20 protein-coding genes are annotated in these 17,651 nt (G+C 63.7%); 7 read left to right on the top strand and 13 right to left on the bottom strand.

Annotation, left to right across the window (positions count from 1 at the left end):
• Window positions 1-75 precede the first annotated feature (75 nt).
• Complete coding sequence (mbfA, locus tag EJ066_RS07540; protein ID WP_126036364.1) at window positions 76-1,059, top strand: iron exporter MbfA; 984 nt, start codon at window positions 76-78, stop codon at window positions 1,057-1,059.
• Window positions 1,060-1,064: 5 nt separating this feature from the next.
• Here mbfA and EJ066_RS07535 read toward each other — a convergent pair whose 3' ends face one another.
• The 3 genes from EJ066_RS07535 to EJ066_RS07525 all read right to left on the bottom strand — a co-directional run bounded on the left by EJ066_RS07535 (window position 1,065) and on the right by EJ066_RS07525 (window position 2,063).
• A complete protein-coding gene (locus tag EJ066_RS07535; RefSeq protein WP_126036362.1) occupies window positions 1,065-1,409 on the bottom strand; it encodes an antibiotic biosynthesis monooxygenase in 345 nt (114 codons plus the stop codon).
• Window positions 1,406-1,738 (bottom strand): NIPSNAP family protein, encoded by a 333-nt coding sequence (locus tag EJ066_RS07530; protein WP_126036360.1) that lies wholly within the window; start codon window positions 1,736-1,738, stop codon window positions 1,406-1,408. The genes EJ066_RS07535 and EJ066_RS07530 overlap by 4 nt, the downstream gene beginning before the upstream one ends.
• 97 nt (window positions 1,739-1,835) lie before the next feature.
• Complete coding sequence (locus EJ066_RS07525) at window positions 1,836-2,063, bottom strand: DUF1127 domain-containing protein (protein WP_126036358.1); 228 nt, start codon at window positions 2,061-2,063, stop codon at window positions 1,836-1,838.
• Between the two features lie 68 nt (window positions 2,064-2,131).
• On the opposite strand from EJ066_RS07525, the gene EJ066_RS07520 reads away from it, so the two are divergent.
• The gene (locus EJ066_RS07520; RefSeq protein ID WP_126036356.1) at window positions 2,132-2,806 is read left to right on the top strand and encodes a winged helix-turn-helix domain-containing protein; all 675 of its coding nucleotides are present in this window, start codon (window positions 2,132-2,134) and stop codon (window positions 2,804-2,806) included.
• Window positions 2,807-2,828: 22 nt separating this feature from the next.
• Here the strand turns inward: EJ066_RS07520 and ligD are convergent, their stop codons facing one another.
• Together ligD and EJ066_RS07510 are read right to left on the bottom strand one after the other, a co-directional pair.
• Window positions 2,829-5,348: a DNA ligase D gene (ligD, locus tag EJ066_RS07515; protein WP_126036353.1), complete on the bottom strand. Its 2,520-nt coding sequence runs from the start codon at window positions 5,346-5,348 to the stop codon at window positions 2,829-2,831.
• A gap of 144 nt (window positions 5,349-5,492) precedes the next feature.
• Window positions 5,493-5,999, bottom strand: a complete 507-nt coding sequence (locus EJ066_RS07510; RefSeq protein ID WP_126036350.1) for a ferritin-like domain-containing protein — start codon at window positions 5,997-5,999, stop codon at window positions 5,493-5,495.
• A gap of 409 nt (window positions 6,000-6,408) precedes the next feature.
• On the opposite strand from EJ066_RS07510, the gene EJ066_RS07505 reads away from it, so the two are divergent.
• Both EJ066_RS07505 and EJ066_RS07500 read left to right on the top strand, forming a co-directional pair.
• A complete protein-coding gene (locus EJ066_RS07505) occupies window positions 6,409-6,555 on the top strand; it encodes a hypothetical protein (RefSeq protein ID WP_126036348.1) in 147 nt (48 codons plus the stop codon).
• Window positions 6,556-6,734: 179 nt separating this feature from the next.
• Window positions 6,735-6,986, top strand: a complete 252-nt coding sequence (locus tag EJ066_RS07500) for a DCC1-like thiol-disulfide oxidoreductase family protein (RefSeq protein WP_245455093.1) — start codon at window positions 6,735-6,737, stop codon at window positions 6,984-6,986.
• Window positions 6,987-7,058: 72 nt separating this feature from the next.
• Here the strand turns inward: EJ066_RS07500 and EJ066_RS07495 are convergent, their stop codons facing one another.
• The 3 genes from EJ066_RS07495 to EJ066_RS07485 form a co-directional block, all read right to left on the bottom strand.
• A complete protein-coding gene (locus EJ066_RS07495) occupies window positions 7,059-7,442 on the bottom strand; it encodes a DUF1850 domain-containing protein (protein WP_126036346.1) in 384 nt (127 codons plus the stop codon).
• Window positions 7,439-9,541: a TRAP transporter permease gene (locus EJ066_RS07490; RefSeq protein WP_126036344.1), complete on the bottom strand. Its 2,103-nt coding sequence runs from the start codon at window positions 9,539-9,541 to the stop codon at window positions 7,439-7,441. Before EJ066_RS07490 ends, EJ066_RS07495 begins: the two co-directional genes overlap by 4 nt.
• Window positions 9,542-9,699: 158 nt before the next feature.
• Complete coding sequence (locus EJ066_RS07485; protein WP_126036342.1) at window positions 9,700-10,656, bottom strand: TAXI family TRAP transporter solute-binding subunit; 957 nt, start codon at window positions 10,654-10,656, stop codon at window positions 9,700-9,702.
• Window positions 10,657-10,916: 260 nt separating this feature from the next.
• Between EJ066_RS07485 and EJ066_RS07480 the strand changes: the two genes are divergently transcribed.
• Entirely contained in the window at window positions 10,917-11,270 is a 354-nt protein-coding gene (locus tag EJ066_RS07480) for a YciI family protein (protein ID WP_126036340.1), read from the top strand.
• Window positions 11,267-12,526 carry a DUF6596 domain-containing protein gene (locus tag EJ066_RS07475; protein ID WP_126036338.1) on the top strand — a complete coding sequence of 420 codons (1,260 nt, stop codon included), beginning with the start codon at window positions 11,267-11,269 and terminating at the stop codon, window positions 12,524-12,526. Before EJ066_RS07480 ends, EJ066_RS07475 begins: the two co-directional genes overlap by 4 nt.
• Window positions 12,527-12,541: 15 nt before the next feature.
• Here EJ066_RS07475 and EJ066_RS07470 read toward each other — a convergent pair whose 3' ends face one another.
• The 5 genes from EJ066_RS07470 to hrcA all read right to left on the bottom strand — a co-directional run bounded on the left by EJ066_RS07470 (window position 12,542) and on the right by hrcA (window position 16,789).
• Window positions 12,542-13,168, bottom strand: a complete 627-nt coding sequence (locus EJ066_RS07470; RefSeq protein ID WP_126036336.1) for a glutathione S-transferase family protein — start codon at window positions 13,166-13,168, stop codon at window positions 12,542-12,544.
• A 168-nt stretch (window positions 13,169-13,336) separates the two neighbouring features.
• On the bottom strand, window positions 13,337-14,317 hold the full coding sequence (gene cysK, locus EJ066_RS07465; RefSeq protein WP_126036334.1) for a cysteine synthase A: 981 nt from the start codon (window positions 14,315-14,317) through the stop codon (window positions 13,337-13,339).
• A 219-nt stretch (window positions 14,318-14,536) separates the two neighbouring features.
• The gene (locus EJ066_RS07460; protein WP_126036332.1) at window positions 14,537-15,154 is read right to left on the bottom strand and encodes a LysE family translocator; all 618 of its coding nucleotides are present in this window, start codon (window positions 15,152-15,154) and stop codon (window positions 14,537-14,539) included.
• A gap of 254 nt (window positions 15,155-15,408) precedes the next feature.
• Window positions 15,409-15,606, bottom strand: coding sequence for a hypothetical protein (locus EJ066_RS07455; RefSeq protein ID WP_126036330.1), 198 nt, complete (start codon window positions 15,604-15,606; stop codon window positions 15,409-15,411).
• Between the two features lie 85 nt (window positions 15,607-15,691).
• Window positions 15,692-16,789: a heat-inducible transcriptional repressor HrcA gene (gene hrcA / locus EJ066_RS07450; RefSeq protein WP_126036328.1), complete on the bottom strand. Its 1,098-nt coding sequence runs from the start codon at window positions 16,787-16,789 to the stop codon at window positions 15,692-15,694.
• A gap of 135 nt (window positions 16,790-16,924) precedes the next feature.
• Between hrcA and rph the strand changes: the two genes are divergently transcribed.
• Window positions 16,925-17,641, top strand: a complete 717-nt coding sequence (gene rph, locus EJ066_RS07445) for a ribonuclease PH (RefSeq protein ID WP_126036325.1) — start codon at window positions 16,925-16,927, stop codon at window positions 17,639-17,641.
• Window positions 17,642-17,651 lie beyond the last annotated feature (10 nt).

Genomic DNA, 17,651 nt, shown 5'->3' with positions numbered 1-17,651 from the left:
CCGGCGACGGGCGCGATTGACCAATGGCACACCAAACCCTAGTTTAGAACTATTCTAAACTAGGGTGATTTTCTCATGCTTTCCCGTGTTTTCGGTTTCGGCCGCCGTCCCTTCGAATCGCTCTCGGAGCAAGAGATCCTGGCGCTCGCCATCTCGTCCGAGGAAGATGACGGGCGTATCTACCGTGCCTATGCCGACGGGCTGGCGGATAGCTTTCCGCATTCGGCCAAGGTGTTCGAGAAGATGGCAGAGGAGGAGGACGGCCATCGCGACTCGCTGATCGAGCTTCACCGCAAGCGTTTCGGCGAACGCATTCCGCTGATCCGGCGCGAGCACGTGAAAGGCTACTACGAGCGCAAGCCAGACTGGCTGGTCAGACCGCTCGGCATCGAGCATGTGCGCAGCCAAGCCGAGGCGATGGAGCGGCAGGCCTATCTGTTCTACGTCGAGGCGGCGAAACGCACCAGCGATGCCTCGACACGAAAGCTGCTCGACGATCTGGCGGTGGCCGAACAGGGCCACGAGACGCTGGCGCAGCGGCTGGAGCAAAAGCATGTGCCGGGCACCGTGAAGGACGAGGAAGCCGCGGCCGAGCAGCGCCAGTTCATCCTGACCTATGTGCAACCGGGGCTGGCCGGGCTGATGGACGGATCGGTGTCGACGCTGGCGCCGATCTTTGCCGCAGCCTTTGCCACGCACGACACTTTCCAGACCTTTCTGGTTGGACTTGCCGCCTCGATCGGCGCCGGCATCTCGATGGGCTTCACCGAAGTCGCCTCCGACGACGGCAAGCTGTCAGGCCGCGGCTCACCGGTGAAACGCGGCATCACCACAGGCGTCATGACGGCGCTGGGCGGCCTCGGCCATGCGCTGCCTTACCTCATCCCGTATTTCTGGACGGCGACGATTATCGCCGCGGTGGTGGTGTTCTTCGAACTGTGGGCAATCGCCTTCGTGCAGAACCGCTACATGCAGACGCCATTCTGGCGCGCCGCCTTCCAGGTGGTGCTGGGCGGTGCGCTGGTGTTTGCGGCGGGGGTGCTGATCGGCAACGCTTAGCTGTTTTATCCATTCACCGCCCGGCTGTCCGCCGGTGCCTCAACGCGTTCGGTGAGGCCATAGTCGCGTATGACATGGGCGATGCGCAAACGGTAGCCGGCAAAGATGCCGCGGCGACCGGCCTTCTGCGCCTGCCGGTGTTCCTCCGTGTTGCGCCAGACTTGCACCGCTTCCTCGTCGCGCCAGAACGACAGCGACAAGATGCGGTTCGGGTCGGCGAGGCTCTGAAAGCGCTCGATTGAGAGAAACCCATCGATGCCGTCGAGCAACGGGCGGAGGTCGGCGGCGATGCCGAGATAGGCATCGCGCCTGCCTGCCGCCGGCTCGACCTCGAAGATGACGGCGATCATGGCTTAACCAACTTCGCGTGTGGCCCGGAGGCCCGTTTCAGGAACATGCGATCCTCCTTAAGGATGAATTTTTCGCGCCGGGCGAATTCGTAGTTCGCCTTGCCGGCCGGATCGGCGGCGAGCCTGATACGGTAGGCTTCGTAGGCCGCAAGGCTGTCGATGTTGTAGGCGGCATAGGCAGTGGTCGCCGAGCCTTCATGCGGCGCGAAATAGCCGATTAGATCGGCGCCACAGCGCGGGATGGCCTGGCCCCAGTTGCGGGCATATTCCTCGAACGCCGCCTTGCCGAACGGATCGATCTCGTAGCGGATGAAACATGTGATGGTCATTCTTTTCTCCTGACAATTGAATATTTCCCTGACGTCGAAGCTTCGATCAAGGTCGAAGCGTCGCGTCGATCGATCTGCTAAGCAGTTGCCGGAATGGTCATGCTTGCCAGAACGATTTCGCGCACTCCCGGCGCACGTCTTCGGGCGTCAAGCCAAGATCGCGCAAGAGATGATCGTCGATCGCGGCGAGGTCGAGGCGCTGCAGATGGCGGTCGTACCACCGCGCCAGGAGCCGCGGATGGAGCCGGCGCAGGATCACGAACGGGAAGGGCAGGCGGCCAGCGGGACCGACAGGCACGGCGTTGGAAGCGGTTCTTGAGGTCATCGTCATCTCCTTGATCCGATCGGAGAATAGTGGTTATCTGACAAGAATGCTTCGATGAGGAACGAACTATGCGTGAAGGACCCGACATAGCCCGCATCGCCAGTCTTGTCGGCGATCCGGCGCGGGCAAACATGCTGAGCGCGCTGATGGGCGGTACCGCGCTGACCGCGAGCGAACTGGCGCTGGAAGCCGGCGTGTCGCTGCCGACCGCCAGTTCGCATCTATCGAAACTAATGGAGGGCGGATTGCTGACGCTGGCAAGCCAGGGGCGGCACCGCTATTACGGTCTCGCCGGGCCGCAGGTGGCCGGCATGATCGAGGCCATCACCGGCGTCGCCGCTTCGGTCGGGCCGCAGCGGGTGCGGCCAGGCCCCCGCGACGCGGCGATGCGCGTGGCGCGGGTCTGCTACGACCACCTCGCCGGCGAACAGGCGGTGGCGATGCTGGATCGCCTTGTCGACAAAAAAGTCCTTTTGCGCGACGACAAGGAGATCCGGCTTGGGCAGTCGGCCGCCTCGCACTTTGCCGCGCTCGGCATCGACATCGACAGCAAGGCGCGGCGACCGGTGTGCCGGGCCTGCCTCGACTGGAGCGTGCGGCGCTCGCATCTTGCCGGCACGCTGGGGGCCGCCATCCTCGACAAGATCCTTCTGGAGAAATGGGCGCGACGCGACAAGGACAGCCGCGCGGTGATCTTTTCGCCACCAGGCAGGCAGGAATTCGAGAAGGTGTTTCTGGCGTGATGGTTTGCCGGTGACTTCGTAGCTAGCCGTGCTTGAGCGGCTTGCCTTGCTTGAAGAAGTCTTTCCAAGGATCGGCCTCGGCCAGGCGCTTCAGCGTCGTCCTGTCGCCGATCGGAAAGGCGTTCGGCGCCAGCCCGCCCTCGATCTCCGCCCAGGTCACCGGCATCGAGACGGTCGCGCCCTTCTTGGCCCGTGACGAGTACGGCGCGACCGTGGTCGAGCCGCGGCCATTGCGCAGATAGTCGACGAAAATCTTGCCGGTGCGCGCTTTCTTCGACAGCGTCGCAGTGTAGCGCTCGGGTGCCGCCTGTTCGAGGGCACGGGCGAAATCATGGGCGAAGCCTTTCACCTCATCCCAATCCGCCGACGGCTTCAGCGGCACGACGACATGATAGCCCTTGCCGCCTGACGTCTTGACGAAATTCGGCAAGGACAGCTCATCGAGCTGGCCGCGAATTTCGAGCGCCGCCGCGCGCACCGCTTTCACATCGACACCCTCATCGGGATCGAGATCGAAGATGATCTGGTCGGGTTTCTCCAGTTCGTCTGCGGTGCAGCCCCAGATGTGGATCTCGACCACACCGAGCTGCACCAACGCAGCGATGCCGTCGAAATCGCGAACGAACAAAATCTCCTCGCCGTCGGTCGGATCTTTCATCATGGCGATTTTGTAATGCATGCCTGCCGAGGCATGCTTCTGGAAGAAGCGCTGGCCGCCGATGCCGTCCGGCGCCCGCACAAGGCTGAGCGGCCGGTTGACGACGAACTGCTTCATGCGTGGCCAGACGAGCGCATAGTGATCGAGCAGATCCTGCTTCGATATCTTCTCCTGAGGCCACAGAAGCTTGTCGTGGTTGGAGAGCTTTACGTCGGTTTTTGCCACGCCCATGGATTTGACAGAGGTGGATTTCTCCCCCTTGCCGTCGGCAGGCTTTGCCTTGCCTGCGGGTGCCTTCGGCTTTTCCTGCATGACCTCCTCCGCCGGCTTGTCCTCGCGCAATCCCTGGAACGAGGCGTGACGTATTATACGGTCGGACGTCCAGCTGCGGAACTCCACCTCGCCGACAAGTTCGGGCTTCACCCAGACCAGCCCCTTGCCCCTCGGCACCGCCCTGTCGAAGGGCGAGGTTTTCGCCTTCAGCGCATCGAGCTTTTTCTTCAGCTCGTTGGTGCTCTTGGTCGTGAACCCGGTTCCGACGCGGCCGGCATAACGCAGCTTGCCGCCCTCGTAATAGCCGACCAGCAGCGAGCGCAGCCCACGCCCGGTTTTGTCCGACGGCATATAGCCGCCAATGACGAATTCCTGGCGCAGCGTGCATTTCGACTTCACCCAAGACAAGCCGCGGCCGCTGCGATAGGGCGCGTCGGCGCGCTTGGAGACGAGGCCTTCCAGCCCCATGCGGCAGGCGTGCTCCAGCATGACCTTGCCGGGTTCGGCAAAATGGTCGCTGAAGCGGACTGCCGGGTTGCCCGGCTGTTTGCCAAGCAAGTCCTGCAAAGCCTGCTTGCGCTCGACCAGCGGCTCTGTGCGCAGGTCTTCGCCGTCGAGTCGCATCAGGTCAAAGACGTAATAGAGAAAACGGTCCGTTCGGCCCGCCGACAGGTCAGCCTGCAGCAGTGCGAAGGACGAGACGCCGCTATCCGCCAGCACGACGATCTCACCGTCGATGATGGCATCGGTGCATTTCAGACGCCTGAGCTCTGCAACAATCTCGCCGCCGAATTTCTCGGTCCAGTCGAGACCGGTGCGCGTCAACAGCCGCACTTCGGTGCCGGCAAGCTGCGCCTGCATGCGATAGCCGTCGAACTTCACCTCGTGCAGCCATTCCTTGCCGGGAGGGGCATCTCTCTGCAGGGTGGCGAGACACGGTTCGATGAATTCAAGCCGTTTCCCCGTCCTGGCCTTCGCCTTGCCGGCGGCCGGTCTGTTGGAATGCCAGACCTTCGCCTTCTTGCCATCGGCGGTCTTACCTTCGCCGACCTCCTCGATCGTCAGGCCGGACTTCACCGATTCCGGCGCTTCCTGCAATATATCCTCGCCGGGCCGGGCGGCAGCATCGTCGGACTTGATCAGCAGCCAGTTGTCGCGCTTTTCGCGGGGACGCGGCTTCAGCCGGACTAGATGCCAAAGGCCGTGCAATTTGTGGCCGTTGAGCTCGAAGCTGATATGGCCTTTCTTCATCGCCTTGGCCGGATCGGTCGCCGGTGTCCATGTCCCCTCGTCCCAGACGATGACCGAGCCGCCGCCATATTCGCCCTTGGGAATGATGCCTTCGAACGGAGCATAGTCGATCGGATGGTCCTCGACGTGGACGGCAAGCCGCTTCTCGTGCGGGTCGAGGCTAGGACCTCGCGTCACCGCCCAGCTCCAGAGCACGCCGCCATGCTCAAGGCGGAGGTCATAATGCAGCCTTGTGGCGGCATGCTTGTGGATGACGAAGATGCCGCCGGCATGGCCCTTCTTGCCACGTGAAACCTTGCCAACCGGCTCGTCGGTCTTCTTGAAATCTCGCTTTGCGTGATATTGTTCGAGACTGGCCATCGCACGCGATCCTATGCCGATTGATATGGCGTCGAGGACTCCGCGGCGCCGGCGCACTTGAACGGATAGAAACAGTTTCAGTTCCGGGCACCGCAAAGCACGGCAAAGCCGGATTTGTCCGACGTTGCCCTGATCGAGAGTCTTTTATTCGGCGGCCTGGAGGTTGACCTTGGCTTCCGCGATCTCGGTAAGCTTGCGATCGGTCGCCTGCTCTTCCTTGATGTTGTTGGCCAGGACATTGGCGCAGTCGCTGCGGCCAAGCTGCTTGGCCCAGGCGATCAACGTGCCGTAACGGGTTATCTCATAGTGCTCGACCGCTTGCGCGGATGCGATCAGGGCGGCGTCGAGAACGTCCTTGTCGTCGATGTCGCCGCTGACTTCATCGGCCTCCTCGAGAATGCCGTCGATGGCCGGACAGTTGACCGTTTTGGCCTTCACGCCATGCAGTTCGAACACCTTCTCGACGCGCTCGATATGGCCCTTGGTCTGACCGAGATGCTTCTCCAGGCCGGCTTTCAATTGCGGATCGGTCGCCTTGTCGATCATCTTCGGCAGCGACTTCTCGATCTGTTTTTCGGCGTAATAGATGTCGCGCAGCGTGTGGACGAAGAGGTCGTCCAGCGTCTTGATGTCTTTCGAAAAGAAACCCATGGCTTTTGCCTTTCCATTGTTCTTGCTGTGTCGGGGTTGCGGCGGCGGTTCCCACGGAAGCCGCCTGCCTGCTGGGCGGGGTTGGTCCCGGCTCCTGCGGTCAACGTGCTTGTGCCGGGAGGGGTTCCTGACTTTCCCGCGGCAAGTACGGAAATTTCGCGGCGCCGGCCAAGGCTGAAACAGAAGCGCGCCGCAGCGACATCCAAACGAAACATATGTGATGCAAAAGTCACATCGACCGATATGTCGACGAACTGCATGGAAAGACCCCGAATCAGCCGCATTGCGGCCACGAACCAAGGCATTTTCGACCAGATATTAACATCGTGTTCACCGACTATTCACGCCTCGACGCTATGATCCTCGCAATTCGGAAGGGACATCCGAAATCGGGACAGGGACAGGTAAAATGCACTTCTGGAATCACATCGCCGGCTATGCTGCCGCCATCCGCGAATTCGTCGCGCCGACCTATCGGCCGGAGCGCTATTACATGCGCGGCCCGGGTCCCGCTTGCGCCCGCCGCGGCAACACGCTCGGCATCAGCGCACACTGATGACGGCCATGGAAAGCCGTCACGACAGCCGGATCTGCAGGCCGGCCACAAATCATCGCGCAACCACCTACCGTGCGGAGCGTCCTGCGCTGGCCGACAGGCGGCGTACGACAACACTGGGACTTTGATCCCGCCGCCGGCAGGCTTAGTGTCCCAGGACATAAGCTGCCGGGCGCCACGTGACCATCAAGCTGAACCATCCTCCTGAAAAGCCCGCCTTCGACGGCGCCTTCACCCGCCTGGACAGTTTCGTTGCCGTCATGGCCGAGCTGGGCTGGCCGTGGCGGGCGGCGAGATTGCTGCTGCTCTTGCCGCGGCCTGTTCGCGACTGGCTCTACGACCGCTTCGCGAAGAACCGCTACGCCTTGTTCGGCAGGAAGGAGAGCTGCGAGATCCCTTCCGCCGAATTGAAGGCGAGGCTGATTGGCTAGACGCCGGCCGCTGGAAAACTTCTCTTCTGTCCGATATCGCGGGCGCGTCGGCACCACCTTGCCGATCGTCCGCTACCGCGGCTGGCTCGAACCTTCCGGCCCGCACGGCTCCAGCAAGATCGTGTCGCCTGCCGCCTTGCCCAATTCGCGGCAGCCCTGAACCGTGCATAGCGTCCACCCTTCACCCGTCGCGCCAGAGGCCGCGAGCACAAGGTGCGGCTGAGGGCCGATCCGGGGTGTATAGGCCCACCAGCCGTCTCTCAGCACTGAGCCTTCCGGCGGCTCCATGCCGGCGCCCGAACCCTTGATCCGTGCCTCGACGACTTGCAAGCCAGAGGGCATCACCTTCCAGTCTTCCTGCCAATGCATCTTTTCCACCGAATGGGTCCAGGAAAGTGTGAAAGCGGTGACTGCGATCGTCACCGTCTTGCCGGCGGCAAGGATGCAAAGGCTCATGCGGTAGCGGACGCCTGCCGCGCGCGCCAGCAGTGCCAGCCGATCCAGGCGACAGAGAGCGCCCAGCCGGCTTCGTCGGTGACAGGCAGCGCGGCAACCAGCAGCACGCCGGCGGCGAAGGCGCCGACACGTTCCCACCAGGCCATGCGCCGGGCGAGGAAACCGACAGCGGCCGCGCCCCACAGGACTATGGCCATGCAAGCCTTGCCGACGATATAGGCGACCTCGACGGGATAGCCGAACTGGGCGGCGATCGGACCGGCGTCCTGCAACATCAGTGCCGGCGTGTAGACCGCCATGAACGGCACGACGAAGCCGGCGACGGCAAGCTTGGTGGCCTGGATACCGATCTTGAGGCCGCTCTCCTTGGCCATGGGCGCGGCGGCGAAGGCGGCCAGCGCCACCGGCGGTGTGAGATCGGCCATGATGCCGAAATAGAAGACGAACATATGGCTGACCACCAGCGGCACGCCGAGCGACAGCAGTGCGGGCCCGGCCAACGACGAGGTGATGATGTAATTGGGGATCGTCGGTATGCCCATGCCAAGCACCAGGCAGGTGAGCATCGTCAGCACCAGCGACAGGAACAGATTGTTCTCGCCGATGGAGATGATCCAGCCGATGAAGGTGGAGGCGATGCCGGTGAGCGTCAACGTGCCGATGACGATGCCGACGATGGCGCAGGCGATGCCGACCGGCAGCGCGTTCTTTGCTCCCTCGGCAAGCGAGTCCACGCATATACGCAGCGTCTCCCGGCCGCCCTTGAAGGCGACGCAGGCGACAATTAGCCCAGCGATCACAAGGCCGAGGATGTTGACGCCGAACTCTAGGAAAGAGGCGGCGGCAAGTCCCAGCGCCAGCCAGAAGACGATGCGGAAGGCAAGCGGCCCGATCAACGCCGCCAGCGGCGTGCCGAGGATGAGCACAATGGTCAGCGCCAGGCCCATGGTGCCGGCGAAGATCGGCGTATAGCCGGCAAACAGCAGATAGATGAGAGCGGCCAGCGGCAGCACCAGCGGCCAATGTCTTCTCACCGCCTCCCACGGATTGGGCAGGTCCGCCTTGGCCATTCCCCGCAGGCCGGCCTTGCCGGCTTCCAGGTAGACCTGCCAGAAGCAGGCGCCGAAATAGAGCAGCGCCGGGATGATCGCCGCCTTGACCACCTCGGCATAGGGGATGTTCAGCGTCTCGGCCATAATGAAGGCGACCGCGCCCATCACCGGCGGCATGATCTGGCCGCCCATCGAAGAGGTCGCCTCGACGGCGCCGGCGAAGGCCGAACGGAAGCCGAAGCGCTTCATCAGCGGAATGGTGAACTGGCCGGAGGCCACCACATTGGCGACGCCGGAGCCGGAAATGGTACCCATCAGCGCCGAGGACAGAACGCAGACCTGGGCCGGGCCACCGCGCCATGTGCCGACCAGGCCAAGGGCGAAATCGTTGAACAGCGCGATCATGCCGGCGCGTTCGAGAAAGGCGGCGAAGACGACAAAGATGAAGATGTAAGCGGCCGAGACGTAGACCGGTGTGCCGTATATGCCTTCAGTGCCAAAGGCGAAGGTCTCGACGAGCTGGGCGAAATCATAGCCGCGATGGATGAAGGGCGGCGGCAGGCGATTGCCGAAGAATGCGTAGGCGAGGAAGATCAAGGCGATCAGGGCAAGCGGCAGCCCCATCAGCCGTCTAGCGGCCTCGAAGACCAGCACGACCAGCACCGCGCCGATGATCAGGTCCGGCGTGGTGAGGAAGCCGGACCGGCGGATGAGGTCGGCATAAAACACCCAATTGTAGAGGCCGGTGGCGAAGCCGAGCACACCGAGCGTCCAGAACACTGCTTTCGCCGGGACGCTTTTGGCGTGCAGATTGGCGATCAGGGCAAAGCCGAGCAGCAGCAAGAAACCGACATGCATGGCACGCACCACCTGGCTCGGCAGGCTGCCATAAGCGGCGATGTAGATCTGGAAAATGGAGAAGGCGATGGCGATGAGAAAGGCGGCCTTGCCGGCGAGCCCTTCGCCGAAACCCGGCGGCAGGCCTTCGACCGGGGCTTCGGCGGTGGGGGAAAGAATGGTCGGGGTTTCGCGATGGGCGTCGGTCATTGGCGGTTCCTGGCGGGCGCCCCTTCCCCTCGAGGGGAGGGTGCCGAGCGAAGCGAGGCGGGTGGGGTCGGTTCAGGCCGCGCACTGCCGCAGCGACCCCACCCGTCCATCCACCTCCGGCGGCTGTCCACCCTCCCCTCAAGAGGGAGGGAGCGGCCCTACTTCACCAGCCCCTTCTCCTTGTAATACCGCTCGGCGCCTGGATGCAGCGGCACCGGCATGCCGTCGAGCGCCTTGGCCGGATCGATCGCCTTGGCGGCGGCGTGGGCAGCAGTGAGCTGGTCGAGATTTTCGAACAGTAGCTTGGTCATCTGATAGGCGGCCTCGTCGGAGACATCGGCGCTGGTGATGAGGAAATTGCCGACGGCGGCGGTAGCGACATCCTCGGCCTGGCCCTCATAGGTGCCCTTGGGAATGGTCACCGAAAGATAGGGCGAGCCGATCTTCGCGACGTCCTGCGCCGGCACGGCAACGACGTTGATGGGCACCGATGTGGCGAGATCGCGGATCGAGGCGACGCCGAGGCCGGCCGATTGCAGCGTGGCGTCGAGCTGGCGGTTCTTGATCAACTCGACCGATTCGGCGAAGGGCAGGTACTCGACCCGTCCGAGATCCTCGTATTTCAGCCCGGCGGCGGCGAAGATGGCGCGGGCGTTGATCTCAGTGCCGGAGGCCGGCGCGCCGACCGACAGGCTCTTGCCCTTGAGGTCTGCGAGCGTCTTGATGCCGGACTCCTTGCTGGCAACGATCTGGATGTAGTTGGGATAGATGGCGGCGATGCCGCGCAGCTTGTCGAGCTTGCCTGGGTAGCCGGCTTCGGTGTTGCCCTCGGCGGCCAGCTTGACGGAATCGCCGAGCGCGAAGGCGATCTCGCCCTTGCCCTGCTGAAGCAAATTGAGGTTCTCGACCGAAGCTTTCGTCGCCTGCACCTGGGTGCGGGCGCCTTCGATGCCCTTACCGTAGATTTCCGACAGCGCGACGCCGAGCGGATAATAGACGCCCGAAGTGCCGCCGGTCAGCACGTTGATGAATTCCTGCGCCTTGGCCGACACCGCGCCAAGGCCAAGCGACAGCGCGAGCGCGCCGGCAACAAACTTCGTCCTGAAATTAAACATGTGATTTCCTCCCTGAAATGTCAGCGCCCGTACCGCCCTCCCCAGCACGAGCCAAGGCGAGTTTAGACAGCGGGCGGGAAATGCCAACCCGCAATTGCCGCCATTAGACGAACGGTTGAGTGGGTGCGAAACATATGCCCGCTTGCACAAGACGCCACCGCAGACGAAAGATTTTCACAACGCCTGTCGAAATCGAACGAGGCCGCACGACATACGTCCGGCTCGCAACGATGCGGCCTTCGAAAATATGGGAGAAGACCATGCGATACATGCTTTTGATCTACGGAAACGAAGCCGGGATGGCGGCAGCGCCGGCGGACGCGGTGACACAAATGTCGAGCGCCTACGTCGCCTATACGGAAGCGTTGAAGAAATCCGGCGCCTGGCTCGCAGGCGACCGGTTGAAGCCGACGCAATCCGCCACCTCGGTGCGGATAACCGATGGCAAGACCAACGTGCTCGACGGCCCTTATGCCGACACCAAGGAACAGCTTGCCGGTTTCTATATGATCGAGGCGGAGGATGTCGACGCTGCGATTGCCTGGGCAGCGCGCTGCCCGGGTGCCAGCACCGGCACGGTCGAGGTTCGGCCGATTTGGGAATTGACCATGTGACGGGGCAAGAGCCCGACAACGCGCGGGCGGCGGCGGAAGCGGCTGCCCGGCAAAGCTACGGCAAGCTGGTCGCTTATCTCGCGGCCCGCACGCGCGACGTCGCCGGCGCCGAGGATGCGCTGGCCGATGCCTTTGCGGCAGCGCTGGAGCGTTGGCCGCAGGCCGGCGTGCCGCACAAGCCGGAAGCCTGGCTGCTTGCGGTGGCGCGCAGACGCCGCGTCGACGCGATCCGGCGGCGGCTGACCAGCGAGGCCAGCCGCGACCATCTCAGGCTGATCGCCGAGGAGATGGAGGCACGCATGACCGACGAAGACCTGCCCGACGAGCGGCTCAGGCTGATGTTTGCCTGCGCCCATCCGGCAATCGAAGCCGGCGTGCGCGCGCCGCTGATTCTGCAGACCATCCTCGGCTTCGACGCGGCAACGATCGCCTCCGCCTTCCTGGTGTCGCCGACAACGATGGGCCAGCGCCTGGTGCGCGCCAAGGCCCGTATCCGCGAGACCGGCATCCCGTTCCGCGTGTCTGAAAGAGCCGAGCTCGGCGAGCGGTTGGACGCGGTGCTGGAAGCGATCTACGCCGCATTCGCCGAGGGTTGGTCCGACCCGGCCGGCACCGAAACCCGACGCCGCAATCTCGCGACCGAAGGCATCTGGCTCGGCCGGCTCGTGGCCTCGCTGATGCCGGACGAGCCGGAAGCGCTTGGTCTGCTGGCGCTGATGCTGTTTGCCGAGGCGCGGCGAGCGGCGCGGCGCAATGCCGCAGGAGACTATGTGCCCTTGGCCGAGCAGGAGCTTGCGCTGTGGGACGGCGCCTTGATCGACGAAGCGGAGACGCTGCTGAGGCGCGCCGCGACCAAGGGCGTTGTCGGCCGCTATCAGCTCGAGGCAGCCGTGCAATCCGCCCATACGACAAGGCGGCTGACCGGCCGGACCGACTGGGTTGCGATCAAACATCTCTACGACGCGCTGTCGGTGATTGCCGGCTCGCCGGTGGTGTCGATCAATCGCGCGGTGGCCATTGCCGAGGCCGAGAGTGCTGCGGCGGGATTGAGCGCACTTGATGAGCTTGGCGACGACAAGCGGCTTGCAGACTACCAGCCCTATTGGGCGGCGCGCGCCGATCTTCTGGCCAAGCTCGGCAAAACCCGGGAAGCAACTGAGGCCTATGACCGGGCGATCGGCCTTGAACGCGACCCGACCGTGCGCCGGTTCCTGCAGGAACGACGGGCGGGGCTCGGCCGCACGAAAAATGCCTGAGACGAGGCGATCGATTCAGGCCGGCCACATGGCGTGGGAAGTGTTCAGCTTCCTCATCACCTGATGCTCCCGTAACTTGGCCCACAGGCGTTCGATGTTCGGCCAGGCGCTGGGGACCTTTTCAATCTCGGGATGCCAGGCCACCAGCATGACGAGATAGATGTCGGCCAGCGAGAGCCGGTCGCCGACCAGCCAGTCTCGGCTTTCGAGGGCAGCATCGAGAATGGCGAAGCCGCGGTCCATTTCGGCAACCGCGGCCTCCTTCACCGCGTCCATGCCGCTGGGATCGGCGGTGTAGCGATGGGCGTAATAGAACCGCAGGTCGGCCGGATAGACGACCGACGACATGAAGGTCATCCAGCGCAGGAAATCGGCACGGGCGGGCGAACCCACCGCCGGCGCCAGAGCTGCTTCCGGGTGGCGTTCGGCAAGCAGGATGCAGATCGCCGCCGATTCGGTCATCGAGCTTCCGTCCGGCAAGACCAGGACCGGCACCTGGTTCAAGGGGCTGATGTCGAGGAAGGCCGGGGCGGGTGAGGTCGACTTCGGAACGTCGATCTGGTCGAAAGGCACGCCCGCCAAAGCGAGCGCCGCCTCGACGACAAAGCCGCCGGTGTTGGGACGCGTATAGAGCTTGTACATGAAATCCTCCGCCAGCCTGCATAGGGCCGGTGGCGATTTGAACCAGAAGCACCGCCCTGCTCAAGCGGGCGTCCGCTGTCACAGGACTTTTTCCAGCGGTCCAGGCCGTCGATGCTTTTGATGCCGGGCGACAGCCCCCTTGCCGATCGCAATACCTGTGTCGAGGACCTAAGCCCCCAGCCCCTCGAACAGGATCGTAGACAGATAGCGCTCGGCGAAGGACGGGATGATCACGACGAGGTTCTTGCCCTTGTTCTCCGGCCGCGAGCCGACGACGATCGCCGCCTGCAGGGCAGCGCCCGACGAGATTCCGACCGGCACGCCTTCGAGGCGGGCGACGAGCCGCGCATTGGCGACCGAATCCTCGTTGGAGACCTTGACGATCTCGTCATAGATCGTCGTGTCTAGGATTTTCGGCGCGAAGCCGGCGCCAATGCCCTGGATCTTGTGCGGACCGGGCTGGCCGCCCGACAGGACCGGCGAGGCTTCCGGCTCGACGGCGACGACATGCACGGAGGGTTTGCGCTGCTTCAGCACCTGGCCGACGCCGGTGATGGTGCCACCGGTGCCGATGCCGGCGACGAAGATGTCGACTTCGCCATGGGTGTCGTTCCAGATTTCCTCGGCGGTGGTGCGGCGGTGGATTTCCGGATTGGCGGGATTCTCGAACTGTTGCGGAATGATGGCATCGGGCAGCGTCGCGGCCAGCTCGTCGGCCTTGGCGATGGCGCCCTTCATGCCTTTCGGCCCTTCGGTCAGCACCAGTTCGGCGCCGAGCAGCGCCAGCATTTTCCTGCGTTCGACAGACATGGTTTCGGGCATGGTCAGGATCAGCTTGTAACCCTTGGCGGCGGCTGCGAAAGCGAGCGCGATGCCGGTATTGCCCGAGGTCGGCTCGATCAGCGTGGTCCTGCCGGGTGCAATCCTGCCCGATGCCTCCAGTGCCTCGATCATCGAGACGCCGATGCGATCCTTGACCGAGGCGATCGGGTTGAAGAATTCGAGCTTGGCCAGGAGATTGGCAACGACGCCCTTTTCCCCGGCGAACTTGTCGAGCCGCACCAGCGGCGTGTCGCCGATCGTCTCGGTGATCGAATTGTAGATTCGGCCGCGGCCGGGCGTGTGCGCGGTGGTGGCGGGCTTGTTCATTGGTTTCGCTCCCCAGAATGAGATGGGCCAGAGTCAGTCAAGCAAGAGTCAGTCAAGCAAGAGTCAGCCGGGCAAAGTCAGGCGGGCATAAGATAGGGCCATCCGCCGCGCAAGATAGTCTGTCGATTGAAATTATCGAGTGGGGCGCATGCTGAAAACATGCTTCGCCCCGGAAAAGCATTTCAGGCCTGTCTTAGGAACGGCTTGGCTGCGAAATGCCTATTGCCGGGCGGCGATGGCAGCTGCCGCTCCGACCATGAAACCGGCGGCGGTGCGGTTCAGCGCCCTCAGCGCGCGCGGCGACTTCAGGAGCCCGCGCGCCTTGGCCGCCAGCGCCAGATAGGGCACCAGCACGACCAGGAGCACGACGAGCGTGAGCGCGACGAGGATGCCATAGTCGGCGAGCGTTATGGTCTTCAGATCGACGATGGTCGGCGTGATGGCGAGATAGAAGAGCATCGTCTTCGGATTGCCGAGCGTGACGGCGAGGCCGGCAATAAAGCTCGAAATCAGCCCGCCCTTGCCTTTCTTCGCCTCGACCGTTTCCGGCGTGATGCCGCTGGTCCAGAAACGCCAGCCAAGGAAGGCGAGATAGGCGACGCCCAGCCATTTGATGGCTAGGAAGGCCATGCCGAAGGTCTGCGCGACGAAGGCGAGGCCGAGCACCACGGCTGTGAGATAGGTGAGATCGCCGAGCATCAGCCCGAAGGACATCGCGAGCGCCGAGCGAAAGCCGGACCCAAGTGCGCGAGCAATAAGCGCGGTGAGCCCTGGGCCAGGGATCGCCGCGGCGATGGCGAGGGCCGCGCTATAGGCGAGGAATCCGGTGAGAGTCATGGTTTCGGCCTCAGCGCATGACCCCGAAAATCGGAATCGACTTTTTAAGACTGCGCCTTGTCGCACGAGGGCGGGCAGGCGTGTACCCCCTGAGGCCGGATTCGATTGCACCAGCGCCGCCGGCCGGGCGAACCCGCCGGTCGGCACGGGCTGCCACCGCAGGTGACGCGCCAGATGATGCCGTCCTCGGTGACGATCAGCGCGCCGTCCTTGGCCACCGCAGATTTGAAGGGATCTCGGCTCCGTTTCGAAGCTCAGTTCCCGGCCGCGTAAAAATCGTCGTCGAGGCGCTTTTCCAGTTCGACGAGATCGGCCGGCAGCGGCAGGCCCATGGCGCGCATTTCCCTCAGCTTTTCGCGCAGCTGTTCCTGCACTTCATGCTGATCCTCGGGCTGGTTGATCATCTGCTCGAGCAACAGGCTGATCTGGGCTTTGAATGATTCCAGCGCCATTTCTTTCTCCTTGAGGTCCGCCCTGAGCGCTTCGCGTTCGAAGGGAACCTGCGACGCGCTTTAGTTCCTTGTTTTATGCATATCGTTATCGCAGCATGCGGGAAATAAGCTGCGCGGTATAGTCGACCATCGGCACGATGCGAGCGTAGTTCAGCCGGGTCGGGCCGATGACGCCGAGCGCGCCGATGACCCGGGCATCCTTATCGCGATAAGGCGCCACGACCAGCGACGAGCCCGACAGCGAAAACAGCTTGTTTTCCGAGCCGATGAAGATGCGCACGCCGGACCCTTCCTCGGCAAGGTCGAGAAGCTGGATCAGCCCGTCCTGCGTCTCCAGATCCTCGAACAAATGCCGTAACAGCTCGATGTCGGCCTGGGCGGTGACGTTTTCCAGCAGATTGGCGCGGCCGCGCACGATGAGACGCGCCGGCAGGCCGCTTTCGGCGCCGGCCCAGACCGCAAGGCCCTTCTCGACCAGGTCCTGCGACAGCGTGTCGAGGGCGGCCCTGGTCTCTTCCTTGATGCGGGCGATCTCGATCCGCGCCTCGGCCAGCGTGCGGCCGCGGATGTGGGCATTGAGGAAGTTCGAGGCTTCGTGCAATTGCGAGATGGTGATGCCGGCGGGCAGGTCGACGACGCGATTTTCGACGTCGCCGTTCTGCGACACCAGCACGGCCAGCGCCTTGGTCGGCTCAAGCTGGATGAATTCGATGTGCTTGAGCGCCACCTCGTTCTTGGCGGCAAGCACGAGACCGGCACCGCGCGACATGCCGGATAGCATCTGGCTGGCTTCGGTGAGCATATGCTCCAGCGTCGCGCCAGAGCCGGAGGCGCGCACCTGCGCCTCGATGATGCGGCGCTCGTCGTCGGAGAGGTCGCCAAGCTCCATGAAGGCATCGACGAAGAAGCGCAGGCCGGCCTGGGTCGGCAGCCGGCCGGCCGAGATATGCGGTGCATAGATCAGGCCGAGATGCTCGAGATCGCTCATCACGTTGCGGATGGTGGCCGGCGACAGCGACGACGGCAGGATCCGCGACAGGCTGCGAGAGCCGACCGGCTCGCCGTCCTTCAGATAGGAATCGACGATGCGCCGAAAGATGTCGCGCGAACGCATGTCAAGCGATTGAAGTGCGGGCGACTGGAGCACGGGCGACTGCGAACCGGGATCGACTGCTTTGGTCATTCGGGCCAAAAACCTCCGGCCCAAGGATATAGACTTCGGCCGCGCCCGCGCAACCGGCCATTTTCCTTTGCGCCATGCGCCCCATGCGGCTACAAGCCGGCCACGATTCCGAAAAATGACAAGAAAGAAGCCTGAATGCGCCCTTCCAAACGCCAATTCGACGAAATGCGCGCCATCTCCTTCGAGCGTGGCGTCTCCAAGCACGCGGAAGGCTCGTGCCTGGTGAAGTTCGGCGACACGCATGTGCTGTGCACGGCCAGCCTGGAAGAGAAAGTGCCGGGCTGGATGCGCAATTCCGGCAAGGGCTGGGTGACGGCGGAATACGGCATGCTGCCGCGCTCGACCGGCGAGCGCATGCGCCGCGAGGCTTCGGCAGGCAAGCAAGGCGGCCGCACGCTGGAAATCCAGCGGCTGATCGGCCGCTCCCTGCGTGCCGTGGTCGATCTGCAGGCGCTCGGCGAGCAGCAGATCACCGTCGACTGCGACGTGATCCAGGCCGATGGCGGCACGCGCACCGCCTCGATCACCGGCGGCTGGGTGGCGCTTTACGATTGCCTGCGCTGGATGGAGGCCCGGCAGATGGCCAGCGTCGCCAAGGTGCTGAAGGATCATGTCGCAGCGATTTCCTGCGGCATCCATGACGGCCAGCCGGTCATCGACCTCGACTACATCGAGGATTCCTCGGCCGGCACCGACGCCAATTTCGTCATGACAGGCAAGGGCGGCATCGTCGAGATCCAGGGCACGGCCGAGGGCGAGCCTTTCTCGGAAGAGCAGTTCACGGCGCTGATGGAATTGGCCAAGAAAGGCATTCAGCGACTGGTCAGCCTGCAGCAGATGGCTGTAGGTTAGCCTGCGGTTC

This window comes from Mesorhizobium sp. M9A.F.Ca.ET.002.03.1.2, assembly GCF_003952365.1.
Taxonomy (GTDB): Bacteria; Pseudomonadota; Alphaproteobacteria; order Rhizobiales; family Rhizobiaceae; genus Mesorhizobium.
Note: the sequence above shows the minus strand (reverse complement) of the source record. Positions and strands in the feature narration are given on the sequence as shown.